Source organism: Pseudomonas sp. JR33AA (assembly GCF_021378985.1).
Taxonomy (GTDB): domain Bacteria; phylum Pseudomonadota; class Gammaproteobacteria; order Pseudomonadales; family Pseudomonadaceae; genus Aquipseudomonas; species Aquipseudomonas alloputida.
In genome coordinates this window covers 52654-64998 of record NZ_JAJSAW010000002.1, presented here as the reverse complement: position 1 = coordinate 64998, position 12345 = coordinate 52654, and the positions used below count along the sequence as shown (strand labels likewise).

The window sequence follows — 12345 nt, the reverse complement described above, 5'->3', positions numbered from 1 at the left end:
GGCCCATTCGCGACGTTGCCGGGCGTTCTCGTCGCAAGCCACTCGCTAATCGTTGCCCAATAGTGCCAGCAGGTAAGCGTATTTCTCTTGCAGAAGGGCCATTCTGTCGCGCTGACGATATTCCTCGATCGTTTCCGGGCGCAGGCAATGGAACAATGCTGTGAGCAGGAACACGTAATGCAGGTTGCGCAGCGCCTCCTGGAGATCGAATTGCTCGGCAAGCGCAGCGGAGTAGGCTTCGATGAACTCTTTACGGGCGGCCAGAAAGACGTTCATGTCCTTGCGCCTGAACAGGCTTCCAAGGTAAGCGCCCCCATCGAACCCCACCCGGCCAACCTTGACCTCGCTCCAGTCGATCAGGTGCAACTGCCCTTTGACCACGAACAGGTTCTTGCGCAGGTAATCCATGTGGCTGATGCAACGAGGGCTGCGTCTCGCCTGGGCGGCCAGTTGCCGAATGACCGGAGTAAAGGCTTTGAAGCGTTGGGCCAAGCCTGCAAAGCGAGGGTCCTGCCTGCCAAGCTGCTCAAGCGCTGGCAGGCAGCGGGCAAAGTTGAAGCGTGGTCGAAGCAGAAACCAAGGCCGGAAAAAATCCATGCTCCAGTGCAGCAGTGCCCGCGGCACCGGTCGCCCCTCGAATTCAAGGTAGCCGTGGCTCAACTCTTCGAGCTCGGCGATACCTTGTGCCAGTTGCTTGGCAATGGCGTGCATCCGGGGGGGCTTGCCTCGAACGAACGCGGTAAAGATAAAACTCTCCCATGGCGTCTCGATGACGCCCAGGCAGGCGGGGTGACAAAAATGTGTACTGCCCGCCAGCATGCCTTCGGCGCGATGAAACCTGGCCTCTTGGCTGCCGAGGAAGGCCACCTTGCGAATCGACTTCTCCACCACTTCCAGCGACTTTCCGGTGCTAAGGTCCGTCACGCTGTGATGCCTTACGTAGTTGACGAACGAGGCGTTGGAGACGAGCTCGTGGCTACGAATGTCCAGCTGCTTTCCCCGCCAATGAGGCATTAGGTCAACCAGGTGCTGTTCCAAAGGTGCTCGCCGCCAGCGGTAAAAAGTCCTGTTCAAGGTGGGCTGGCGGGGGGGAGGCATGACATCCATGTAGGTGGGGACGGTGTCCGATCTCTATCTTAGAAGGGGCGTATGCTGCTGCATACATGGCTTGGGCACAACGAAAAATTTCTATAAGAGGTTGATGAATAAGGGCGAAATGCCAGCATTTGGCTCCCCACTAGATCGGTTGCGAGCAAAAAAACACACCCTGCATAGCGGTGAGGTCGCACTCCCAGCGTTGTTCGAGCGCGCGCTTTGAATTCGGTTCCCTTGGTCTAGCCGCTTTCTAGCGTAAGGCCGCCAGTCGCCGGCGTTACCTACGCAAGTGGCAAGAAGGTGAATGGGAGGGGCGGTGGCGTAACTGTGGGGACATCCGTTTTTGGTACCCACCAGTCAGATTATCAACGTACTACAGGCTGCCGCGCTTTGCTTCGCGATGTAAAAACTTTAACATTTGCGGCTTCGCATTTTTCAGATGTCGTCAGGGACGAAAATGAATCATCTCAGCATTGCCAAAGAAGCCCTCATTGCGCAAGCCCAAGCAGTCACGCAGTTGTCTGACCGCCTTGATGGCGAATTTCAGAGCGCAGTCGAGCTTATCCTCGGTTGCCAAGGCCGCACAGTGGTGTGTGGCATGGGCAAGTCCGGCCTGATCGGCCAGAAAATGGTCGCAACCTTTGCATCCACCGGCACCCCCAGTTTCTTCCTGCACCCGGCCGAAGCCTTCCATGGCGACCTGGGCATGCTCAAGCCTATCGATGTTCTGATCCTCATCAGCTACAGCGGCGAGACCGAAGAGCTGATCAAGCTGATCCCGAGCCTCAAGTCGTTCGGTAACAAGATCATCGCCATGACCGGCAACGGCAAGTCCACACTGGCCAAGCATGCTGATATCTGGCTGGACATCTCGGTTGAGCGGGAAGTCTGCCCGAACAACCTGGCACCAACCACCTCCACCTTGGCAACCATGGCCATGGGTGATGCTTTGGCTGTAGCGCTGATCGAAGCCATTCAGTTCAAACCAATGGACTTCGCGCGCTATCACCCCGGTGGAAGCCTCGGTCGTAAGCTGCTGACCCGTGTCCGTGACGTGATGCACTCGCCGGCACCCATGGTTACCTCGACTACCAGCTTCCATGACTGCCTGTTGGTCATGACACGCAGCCGGCTCGGCCTTACTGTGGTGATGGATGACGAAAAGCTTGTCGGTATTGTGACTGACGGTGACCTCCGTCGCGCCTTGCTGGAGAACGAAGGCGTCGTTCGCGAGACGGTCGCACAGTTCATGACTCCCAATCCTCACACTATCGGAGAAGATTCACAGTTGTCGGAAGCTGAGTCTTATATGTTGGATAACAAGATTCGGGCGTTGGCGGTAACGGATGCTGAAGGTGCCGTTGTAGGTGTTGTTGAGATTTTTGACTGAGTAAGATTGATATCTTAGCTAAACCCCCTGAGCAAGTGTGCTGGCGTCAATAAAGTTCCCCAGTGAATTTTGAGAATTATTAACTGGGGTATCGATTGAGAATTGAGGATGGAAATGGTTCTAGAACAACTTGAAGGACCTCACTATAAGCTTGTGCCTTGCCCGGGGGCGAGACGCCTACTGGTGTTCTTTGCTGGGACCAATAAGACTGATGGTAAGTTTGATTTTTGGCGGGTAGGTAATGCGCAGTCAGAGCACCGCCTGTTCCTCAATAATGGAAAAAATGAATGGTATCAGAATGGTATACCTGGCTTCGCCGATAGTGTTGACGACATAGGACGTAAGATCGAGCGTATCGCCGCTTCGCTAGGAGCAGTAGAAATTATTCTGCATGGAGTGAGCATGGGTGGCTATGCCGCAGCTCTCTTCGCGAAGCTGATCGGCTGCAAGGCTATGGCATTCGGGTTTGACAGTGTTCTGAGAATACCTCATGCGAGAAGTGCGCAGATCTCTAAGTCGGTTGATCTGGTCTTTCCCGACCTATCGAAAATAAGCAGTCAGAAGTCAACGACCATTCTTCACATAGCTGGTGAAGCTGATGCGATGGACCTGAAAGCCGCTCATCATTTGCTGGGATCGGAGGGGGTTTCCACTCTTACTCTTCGTGGTGTGGGGCATGGCGGGGCACCCTTTATTGAGCTTAAATACGGTCTGTCCAACTATATCGCAACATTCTCCTCGGATGGAAAAATGCCTGACGTAACTGAAAAGGGGCGTTCGGCGTATAATGGTGCAATTGTTCGGCGGCTCATAGATTTGCATGTGAGTGCGAAGGCGAAAGATTGGCGACAAGTAGAGTCTAGGGCTCGCTTGGTGTTGGACGTTGACCCTGCACATGAAACTGCAAACTACTGGGTTGGTACAGCGCTTCTGGAGTCAAAGTTGGCAGGGGAGGCAATACCTTTCTTGGCCTCAGCGGTTTCTTCGGCGCCACACTTTGCTAATGCACAGTATCGCTTGGCCAGGGCATATATGGTTCGAAAGGACGTTGAGCGAGCGAAGTTTCATTTGAGCGAGCATGCAAAATTAAGCCCTGAAGCGGCCCTGACGCAAGCATTCATCTCGGACTTGACCCGGGCCGAAGGTGATGTAGAGGCTGCGAATGAAATTTTGCTGCGAGCTTACCGTATCGATTCAGCAAACAAAAGTGTGCTTGAAAGGATGAAAAAATATTCACTTGAACCAACTCTGAGTTCGTGATTTTTTTGTCCTGCACGTGCGTTGTGTTTTCGTTGCGGCAGTAATTCAAGGGCTTCATCTGGCTAGTGGTGGTCGGAGGTGATTTTGAATTAAAAAGCTCAACATTATGTTGAGCTTTTTTATATTTAGAAGCTCTATGCAGGTTGTGCTAGTCTGGGGGAGCCATCAAGCAAGCATCTGAAAGGATGTGCATTGGCTGGTGGTTGATGTTTCCTCTGATAGTAGGAGCGCGACTAATGAAGCTTGGCTATTTCCCACTATTTGCGTGTCTTTATTTGTCAGGCGCACTGATGGGCGCTGGCGCGGAAGCGTCAGCGAATGAGCAAGCGCAGCTGGAGAGCGGAGGCCGTTCTTTTCAGGCTTTGTCGTCTCGCCACTTGGACTTTAATAGGGCTTTAAATTCAAGTGCTATGCTTTTTGCCTTGGAAAAAATTCGGGGTAGTGGTGGGGGGCGAAATGGAATTCAGTCCTTTGCCTTCGATGAGCGCAATCGGACCGTCTATACGCTGCATTTGACTGGTATGAAGGCTGGTGGTGCTTCAATTATAAATAACTATCCGCTTGATCAGGCGGTTTCAAAGGTCTCGCAGGGAGCCTCGGATCCAGTTAATGATGTTGTGGGGCATCAAGGGTTAGGTATCGAGTATCTTCCTGATAGCGAAGTCAGATTGTGGTCTACTTATCAAAAGGACTTTAGGCAGGTCGTTCGCTTTTCCTACTTAGAAGGTCAGCCTGTCAAAAATGTTGAGGTTTTTCGACTATTTGGTAATGACTTCAAGACCCACGTGAGCGCTACCCCGGCGATCAGCACGGATCAAAAGTATTTAATTGCTGCAGGGAGAAAAAAAGACACGGGAGACCAAGTGGTTCGTGTTTGGAAACTTGCTGATCTTGTGCGTGGCGGGGTGGGTGATTATTCCCAGCGGTGGACCTATGAATGGAGTGTTCAGGATGTGATTGACTCTCAGCATCCTTTACAAGGTATAGCGAGTGATGGGCGGAGGGTCTGGATTGTTGCTGGAAATAGCAAGATTGATGTGCCAAAGCACTTGGCAGTTTACACACTCGATGGCCAAGTCATAGATAAGAATTTTGACGTTGAGTTAGGCCAGGCCCAAGCGCGGATGGATGGGGTTGGAAAAGAGTTTGAGCCAGAAGGCCTAGCCCTCATAAATGAAGGAGGCAAGCAGTATCTGTGCGTCGGGGTTGTAAGTGGGGACAAAGGATTCAGAAAGGTTCGAATTTATCGAATGCCTATCGATAAAGACTAATCGCTTGTTGCCTAGGAAGGAAAGGGTTTTATAATTAATGGATTTTTTGTTGAGAATGGTTCCTGCCCGTGCCTGATTGGGTATGGGCAGGAAATTTCTAAAGGGATGCTTATTGCGCCATTTTGTTCATGACCTTCGAATAGCCAGACGCAGTACTGAACACATTGGCTTTATTTTGCGAGATCAGGATGGCGTCGGCAAGTTCACGAAAAGCCCCGTTGCCTCCTGCTGTTACTAACGTCTGGGTTGCGGCAGCTTTGACGTATATTGGTGCGTCGGCAACGGCAAACGACATCCCGCAGGCCGAAAACGCCGGGAGATCAATACAATCATCTCCAATACAGGCTGTTTGCTCAGGTCGTACGTCTGCCTCGGCCATGAGTTGCTTGCATGCTGCAAGCTTATCTTTGACTCCAAATTGGCAAAGCGTAATCCCCAAGTCAGCAACACGCTTACGCAAAGTTGCTGAGTCGCGCCCGGACAACACGGCAACCCGTACTCCGTTCTCCTCAAGCAACCGCATGCCCATGCCATCTCGGACATGAAACCGCTTGAGGCATTCACCGGTTGCGTCGTAATAGATACCACCGTCAGTGAGAACGCCGTCAACATCGGTGATAACCAGGCGTATATCGGCCAGAGTCGGCTGAGGAGCAATGTCTCGGCCGTTGAATAGTGCGCGCACCTGTTCCAGGCATTCTGGTGTATCAACACCAGGACCGGTTGGTTCAACGACATAGGCGCGGATGCAATATCCAGCGGTCATCAGACGCAGTTGTTCGAGTTTTTCTGCATGTGCCAGCATCGGCTGCGGCAAGCTGGCGTACTCGGCAAGCACTTCACGGCGATACGCGTACACGCCGACGTGTTTCAGGTAGGTGGCTGTCTCGCTCTCTCGCGGGTAAGGGATCGGAGAACGGCTGAAGTACAGCGCGTTACCGTTCGCTGCCAATACCACTTTCACAGTATTGGGATTCCCCGCCTCATGAGCGTCGATTGGATGGCAAAGCGTGCCAACATTGACGCTGGAGTCAGCGAGCATGCCCGCGGCCAGTGCTTCGATATCACTCGGACGAACCAGAGGTTCATCACCTTGCAGATTGATGTAGATGTCCGCATCGACCTGAGTCATGACTTCGGCGAGGCGATCAGTGCCTGAAGGGTGATCAGGCGAAGTCATCACATACTCACCGCTAAAGGCGCGGACAGCTTCGGCAACCCGTTCGTCATCGGTCGCAATAATCACGGCGTGCGCATTTGAAACCTGAAGTGCACGCTCGTAGACGTGCTGCACCATCGGTTTGCCTGCGATGTCCGCCAGTGGCTTGCCTGGCAGGCGCGTCGAACCATAACGCGCAGGGATGATGATCGCAACGCGTTGTTCGCTGCTTGACATGCTCACAGTCAATGTTCCCTTAAGCTTGCTTACGAGATAACCAGTGGTGGGAAGGACTTGACCAGATCATCCAGGGCTTTGATTTGCGCAAGGAATGGCTCCAGCTTGTCCAGCGGCAGGGCGCTTGGGCCATCGCACTTTGCCTGGTCTGGGTTTGGGTGCGCTTCCAGGAATAGGCCTGCCAAGCCGACGCCCATGCCAGCGCGAGCCAGGTCTACGACCTGATCGCGGCGACCGCCGGATGCGGCACCGGAAGGGTCGCGGTTTTGCAGAGCGTGGGTAACATCAAAAATAATTGGCAGATCTTCGCAGGTGCGCTTCATCACACCAAAGCCCAGCATGTCGACAACCAGGTTGTCGTAGCCCATGCAAGTGCCTCGGTCGCAAAGGATCAGCTGATCATTGCCGGCTTCCTTGAACTTATGCACGATATTCTGCATCTGGGAAGGGCTGAGGAACTGCGGCTTCTTGATGTTAACTGGCTTGCCAGTCTTGGCCAGAGCCACTACCAGGTCAGTCTGACGTGCCAGGAAGGCAGGTAACTGCAGAACGTCTACCACTTCAGCGACAGGGGCCGCTTGGTAGATCTCGTGAACGTCAGTAATGACCGGAACGCCAAATTCAGCCTTCACTTTCTCAAAGATGCGCAGGCCTTCTTCCATACCTGGACCACGGTAAGAGTGGATAGACGAGCGGTTGGCTTTGTCGAAACTAGCTTTGAATACGTAAGGAATGCCCAGCTTCTCGGTGACACGGACGTACGCCTCGCAAGCGGTCAGCGCCAGCTGCTCGGACTCCAGAACATTGATGCCGCCGAACAGTACAAACGGCGAGGAGTTGGAAACTTCAATGCTTTCGGTAATCTTGATCATGATTCGGTTCACTCTTAAATTATGGGTTCAGCGCAGCCAGTTTTCGAGCTTGCGCTGAATGGCGGATGTATCATTGGCCGCCATGGAGTAAGAATTGACATAATAGTGAAGGAGCTCTTGGGTTCGACCTTTGTCAAACGTTAGCTCTTCCCGCAGGCACGCTTTCAGTTCGTCGATCGTGCGCGCGTGTGCTGCAACTGCATAGGCATAATCGGCTTCGCCGGTGATCACCACTGGTCGCCCGTGCAGTAGCGCTTCAAGACCAACCCCTGAGTTGACCGTAAATACGGACTTTGCACCGGAAATAAGGTCGTGCACTGAGGCGTCGGACAGTTCAATGATGCCCCGCTCAGAGAGATCCTTGAGGGTTCGCTGGACGCTCATGCTGTTGCAGTAAGGGTGGCGTTTTACCCGTACCTTGGTATCAGTGCCAGCAAAGTGCTCTGCCACTGTTCTGACCAGGTCGATACCGGAGATCTCAGCCAGTGCTGCTACCGTATCGGTGGGAATTTGCAGGGCTACAAACACGTAGTCATCATCAAACTGTACACGGTCCTGCGTCTGCGAATACTTCGAAACGTTATTTGTCACGTACGTTTCGTGCAGCTGCTGTTCATTCTCTTCCAGTGCATCAACCGAGATAGACTTGGTCGCTACGCGAATCTGCTCATGCTCAGCGGCAAGGGATGAGTAGCCGGCAAAACCTTGATAATCGATGCTGCAGCGGCCTGCCAGAGGCACTTCTTGAATATGCAGATGATTGACGTTGTAAGGCGCGTTGGTGTGGTAACTCACGACACGCGAACCCGGAATGCTAGGGTCGCAGTTACGCCAGTTCCATTGATGTCTTGGCACGAGCACCAAGTCTTTACGGCCCAGCAGGTACTTGAAGACATTCATCAAGAATTCGCGAACCGTAGCGTAGCTTGGCTTCTCCTCGCCTGGGGCGGCAAAAAAGACCGTCGGGATGAAAACCTCGACAACTTTCGACACGTCAACGGAGCGGCTATGGATGTTAACGATCGAGCCTTGATACAAACCATGGAGACTGGCTGATGACTCATTGCTTGAAGCAATCTCTACCAGCGCACGCGCGGGGCCCAGATTGCGAATTACAGTATCGAGCCAGAGTTGGTTTTCCTCTGATACAGGTTGGGCGCCGCCTTTATTGCGGTTGATGATCTGTTGCGCTTCATGTAGCCACCGGCATTTGATGGCTACCTTGAGCTGATCATCAGGGTTTATACCCTTCCGGCCCTTTTCTGCTGCCAGCAACTGGCGTGCATTACCACGTGCAGCCTGAATCTGCTCACGCATTTCAGGAAAGAATGGCGTGGCACGGTTGATCATCGGCATAAACTTCATGACAACTTCGCGCGGGAACTCAAGAATGCTGGCAAGCGTGTTGCGGGCAGCATCGAATAAGAAGTTATCGATTTCGAATGACAGCCGTTTTACCGTTCCGTAAGTTGGGTAAAGGGCTTGGCTTGCGCACAGATACGAGTAGGCCCGAGCGACTTTTGCATCATCTTTTAGCATGTCGCTGATACGCATCAGAAGCTTGCGCTCAGAGGGGTGGGCGACCTGTGCCTTTATCAAAACCTGGTATGCCGACTCTTGGTCTCGCGATAACTGATAGGCACGAGCGAGCATGAGTCTATAGTGCAGTCTTGCAGCTATCTCTTCCGGGAATGAATTAATTGCAGCAATGAGCTTGTCGTGCTCTTTGAGTTGGCTGTGAACCCTTGTCAAGACTCCGTAGTTGGTAGCATTGCCAGGGTTGTCCATAATCGCCTGGCGAGCTTGTTGAGCAATCAGCTCAAGAACGGAAGCGTCGGAGCCTGCTTTTAGTAATGAAACTTCAAGCGCGCTTGGTGCTGCAGGAGCAGTTGCTTTGGGTTTGGCCTTAGGCTTGGTTTTGGCTTTGGCCTTTGGCGAGACTGTTTTTCTGGGGAGTGCCTCGCCAAACCGTAGCTTAGATAACGCATCATTAACAGGGGCGCAAGACGGCGCAAGGTTAAGTGTTTGTATGGCAGCGTCGACAGCGCCTTGTTCGGCCTGGATTTTAGCTTTTTCGATATAACCGAACGAATTGCTGGAATAATTCTGTATGGCATATTCAGAGATCTTCAGCGCGGCGTCATGATCCCCGTTGGTATAGGCGGACTCCAACGCTTTCCGCAACTGGCTCAGCGACGTTTCGGAGCGCAGCAATTTATCCGTATACGCTAAACTGGCGCGATGAGCCCCGAACTTTGAAAGCAAAAATATCGATTTGACGAGTAGATGTTGCTTGAGAGATGACATTATTTAGCTTCGCTCAGCTTTTTCTTGGCTATCGCCAGTTGACGCTTGGTTGTGTAGTGTTCCTTGACCTCTTTGCGTACATAAGCCTGTGGTTGGCTTAATGTGTACTTGCCTTTCCAGAGGTCGACCAGCGCATTGTGTGCCAGGCTCAGAGAGTTATCAGTATCGACAAAAAGCAGGTTGCGAAGTTGATCATACTTCTCGATGTGCTTGCCTGGTTCGGATGCCAACTCCGCAATTCCGGGGGCCAAGGCTTCGGGCGAGTCAATGGTCAGGCCAAGCTCGTCGCGTCGAGCGTACTCAAGGCTGTACTCGTCGATTTTGCGTCCACCCATTTGCTCTGCCAGGTCATTTTGGAGCAGGGCAATGGGTTTCTGGCAATACATGGCGTCAAAAATGGCGCCGCTATAATCGGAAATTACGATGTCTGCAAGTGCTATCAACTCAAGCAGGTCGTCATTGGCACCAAAGTGAAAAATGGAGTCGAGGTCCATTTTACTTTTGCGGTCGCCTTCCAGTAGCTCGGTGTTATGGTGCATTTTCAGCATTACGTTGTAGTCAACTGAGAGCTCGTAAATAGCAGTCAGATAACGGTCGACGCTGGACAGCTCACCCCAGGTAGGAAGATAAAGCACAGTTTTGCGGGCTGGATTAATCTTGTCCGCATGCTTGGCCTTTGCTGCGATATGAAACTCGGGACGGTGCCAGTCATCGTATCGAGGATTACCGACCGATGCAGTAGGGCTGAAATGTGCGATGCGCTCCGAGGCGTAAGGTCCGTACGTCATGCAAAGATCTGCCAGCGCACGCCAAGGGCCGTAGTTATGCGGCTCTTTAGCATAGCCGTACTGAATCATTGCAATTTTAGACTTTTCAATGGTTTCAATACGGGAGAAAGGTGTCTGACATACAATGATGTCAAACACGCCATCAAGCGTTGGCATCTGAGCTCTGTCCCAAACCATGATCGGCGTGTCTGGGTCATTGAGGATCTCATCGCTGAATTCAGAAATAAAATCCTGACGTTTCTCAATAACAAAACAGGCACCTGGGAAGGTGCTTGCAAGTTTCTTGATGTGGAGGAACTGGAAGGGGTTCCAGCCAACAAACCCAATCCTCGGAAGTTCAGCCATACTTCTTGATCTCGGCAATCAGCTGTGTAGTGGAGATGCCTTCAGTGCGAGGAAGGTAAATAACTTCACAGAGGGACTTGAATTCGTCGAAGCGACCTTCCCAGTCATTCCCCATGATCAAGGCATCAGCACCGAATTCCTTGATGTACTCACCTTTGAGTTCAAGAGATTCTTCGATAAATACTTCGTCTACGCAGGACAGGGCGGCAATAATGTCGCGACGTTCCGCCTCAGGATAAACAGGGTAGCGTTGTTTTTTCGAGAAGTTCAGGGCATCTGAGGAGATACCGACAACCAGTCGATCACCATGGGCTCGTGCGCGCTGAAGGATTTTGACGTGGCCAATGTGGAGCACGTCGAAGGTGCCAAAGGTGATGACGGTTCTCATAAATATCCCTTTAGTGAATATGGTAATGCCAAAATTTATTTACCCATGGCAATTGTATCGCCACGGGTATCGTTTGTGACCTCAAGGCCGACAAGCAGTACCGTTAATTGACAGTTACCAATTGGAAGGTGAGCTTGTTTTTTGCAATCTTGCCTTTGAATAGTGAGCCGTCGCTAGTGATATCGAGACGATACCAGCCGCGCTTAGGGTCGTAGGTCGACTTGGCAAGCGGGTAAACGCCGGCACTCAGCACTTCGGCATTTGGCTCGGCGCCTGCCTCGTGCGAAATAACTTTGATTGCATTGACGCCCTCCAGTGCATCCATGTCGGCATAGGCGTATGGAGTCGAGAACCAGATGATGCCCGAGTTCGTGCCGCTGACCGAGTTCTTGAGCTCGCCTGCCAGGGAGTTGCGGTTTTTCAACTTCAAGTGCAATTTCAAAGAGTTGATGCGCTCGAGTGAATCCAGCGGATTCTGGAAGTCCAAGTCGGACATATCCTTAGGCTCAAGCTCCCACCAACCACTGTTCAGAAATTGGTTGATGGTCTCATCATCGAAGCGATAGCGAACGACTTTCGCTGGGTTGCCACTGACTTCGGCATAGGCTGGAACGTCTTCAGCAACAAATGAACCACTGGCAATAATTGCGCCGGTGCCCACTGTAACGCCCTTGCAGATCGATGCATTGGTACCGATCCACACGTCATTACCAATAACCGTAGGTGCGAGGGGCTCTGGAGAGGCATTTTTTTTGGGGTAATTCTTCACATCCTTGAAGTGCTTGGAGCTGTACTGGAAGGAGTGTGTGCTGAAAAAGCTCTGTGGCGCCGGGATATCCACCGAAATTTTGGTATTAGCGCCAATAGTGCAATAGTTGCCGATGACGCTATTTGCGCCAATAATGCTATTGCTGGAGATTACAGAATACTTGCCAATCTTGGCTTTTGCCTCTACAACAGCATTACCGTAAATTTTAACGGGCTGGCCCAGCTGCGAATCTTCCGCTACGGTTGCTGAGTCTGCTACTAATTTTGCGTCCAAGTTTCCTTACCCTCTCCAGAGTATTGCGCTTCCATTATTGCGCTCTAAAAGCGGCTCTCGATTAGTGCGCACTGCTAAGTAAGGGCACGAATTTTACGTGTGTGGCAGTATTGTGTCAATCCGTCAAGTGGTCGCGAATTATTTTTTTTGTGAGAGATTTTTGATTTTCGCGAGGGGTGCACTGAGTGGAG

General features: G+C 52.0%; 10 protein-coding genes. 3 read left to right on the top strand and 7 right to left on the bottom strand.

Annotation, left to right across the window (positions count from 1 at the left end):
• Positions 1–45: 45 nt before the first annotated feature.
• The gene (locus tag LVS58_RS03635; RefSeq protein WP_233689921.1) at positions 46–924 is read right to left on the bottom strand and encodes a phosphotransferase; all 879 of its coding nucleotides are present in this window, start codon (positions 922–924) and stop codon (positions 46–48) included.
• Positions 925–1552: 628 nt separating this feature from the next.
• Between LVS58_RS03635 and LVS58_RS03630 the strand changes: the two genes are divergently transcribed.
• The 3 genes from LVS58_RS03630 to LVS58_RS03620 all read left to right on the top strand — a co-directional run bounded on the left by LVS58_RS03630 (position 1553) and on the right by LVS58_RS03620 (position 5016).
• Positions 1553–2485 carry a KpsF/GutQ family sugar-phosphate isomerase gene (locus LVS58_RS03630; RefSeq protein ID WP_233689920.1) on the top strand — a complete coding sequence of 311 codons (933 nt, stop codon included), beginning with the start codon at positions 1553–1555 and terminating at the stop codon, positions 2483–2485.
• A gap of 114 nt (positions 2486–2599) precedes the next feature.
• Positions 2600–3745 carry a tetratricopeptide repeat protein gene (locus tag LVS58_RS03625; RefSeq protein ID WP_233689919.1) on the top strand — a complete coding sequence of 382 codons (1146 nt, stop codon included), beginning with the start codon at positions 2600–2602 and terminating at the stop codon, positions 3743–3745.
• A gap of 236 nt (positions 3746–3981) precedes the next feature.
• Entirely contained in the window at positions 3982–5016 is a 1035-nt protein-coding gene (locus tag LVS58_RS03620) for a phage baseplate protein (RefSeq protein ID WP_233689918.1), read from the top strand.
• Between the two features lie 109 nt (positions 5017–5125).
• Here LVS58_RS03620 and kdsB read toward each other — a convergent pair whose 3' ends face one another.
• The 6 genes from kdsB to LVS58_RS03590 all read right to left on the bottom strand — a co-directional run bounded on the left by kdsB (position 5126) and on the right by LVS58_RS03590 (position 12154).
• The gene (gene kdsB, locus LVS58_RS03615; protein ID WP_233689917.1) at positions 5126–6412 is read right to left on the bottom strand and encodes a 3-deoxy-manno-octulosonate cytidylyltransferase; all 1287 of its coding nucleotides are present in this window, start codon (positions 6410–6412) and stop codon (positions 5126–5128) included.
• Between the two features lie 29 nt (positions 6413–6441).
• Positions 6442–7284, bottom strand: coding sequence for a 3-deoxy-8-phosphooctulonate synthase (gene kdsA, locus LVS58_RS03610; protein ID WP_233689916.1), 843 nt, complete (start codon positions 7282–7284; stop codon positions 6442–6444).
• A gap of 27 nt (positions 7285–7311) precedes the next feature.
• Complete coding sequence (locus LVS58_RS03605) at positions 7312–9591, bottom strand: capsular polysaccharide export protein, LipB/KpsS family (RefSeq protein ID WP_233689915.1); 2280 nt, start codon at positions 9589–9591, stop codon at positions 7312–7314.
• Complete coding sequence (locus tag LVS58_RS03600; protein ID WP_233689914.1) at positions 9591–10724, bottom strand: CDP-glycerol glycerophosphotransferase family protein; 1134 nt, start codon at positions 10722–10724, stop codon at positions 9591–9593. Before LVS58_RS03600 ends, LVS58_RS03605 begins: the two co-directional genes overlap by 1 nt.
• A complete protein-coding gene (locus LVS58_RS03595; RefSeq protein WP_108191494.1) occupies positions 10717–11112 on the bottom strand; it encodes a pantoate--beta-alanine ligase in 396 nt (131 codons plus the stop codon). Before LVS58_RS03595 ends, LVS58_RS03600 begins: the two co-directional genes overlap by 8 nt.
• 103 nt (positions 11113–11215) lie before the next feature.
• Positions 11216–12154 carry a CatB-related O-acetyltransferase gene (locus tag LVS58_RS03590; RefSeq protein ID WP_233689913.1) on the bottom strand — a complete coding sequence of 313 codons (939 nt, stop codon included), beginning with the start codon at positions 12152–12154 and terminating at the stop codon, positions 11216–11218.
• Between the last annotated feature and the right edge of the window lie 191 nt (positions 12155–12345).

Bases quoted from the DNA above. Each gene is read 5' to 3' on its own strand.
- LVS58_RS03630 (WP_233689920.1), top strand. From the start codon at position 1,553: ATGAATCATCTCAGCATTGCCAAAGAAGCCCTCATTGCGCAAGCCCAA.
- LVS58_RS03625 (WP_233689919.1), top strand. From the start codon at position 2,600: ATGGTTCTAGAACAACTTGAAGGACCTCACTATAAGCTTGTGCCTTGC.
- LVS58_RS03620 (WP_233689918.1), top strand. From the start codon at position 3,982: ATGAAGCTTGGCTATTTCCCACTATTTGCGTGTCTTTATTTGTCAGGC.
- kdsB (WP_233689917.1), bottom strand. From the start codon at position 6,412: ATGTCAAGCAGCGAACAACGCGTTGCGATCATCATCCCTGCGCGTTAT.
- kdsA (WP_233689916.1), bottom strand. From the start codon at position 7,284: ATGATCAAGATTACCGAAAGCATTGAAGTTTCCAACTCCTCGCCGTTT.
- LVS58_RS03605 (WP_233689915.1), bottom strand. From the start codon at position 9,591: ATGTCATCTCTCAAGCAACATCTACTCGTCAAATCGATATTTTTGCTT.
- LVS58_RS03600 (WP_233689914.1), bottom strand. From the start codon at position 10,724: ATGGCTGAACTTCCGAGGATTGGGTTTGTTGGCTGGAACCCCTTCCAG.
- LVS58_RS03595 (WP_108191494.1), bottom strand. From the start codon at position 11,112: ATGAGAACCGTCATCACCTTTGGCACCTTCGACGTGCTCCACATTGGC.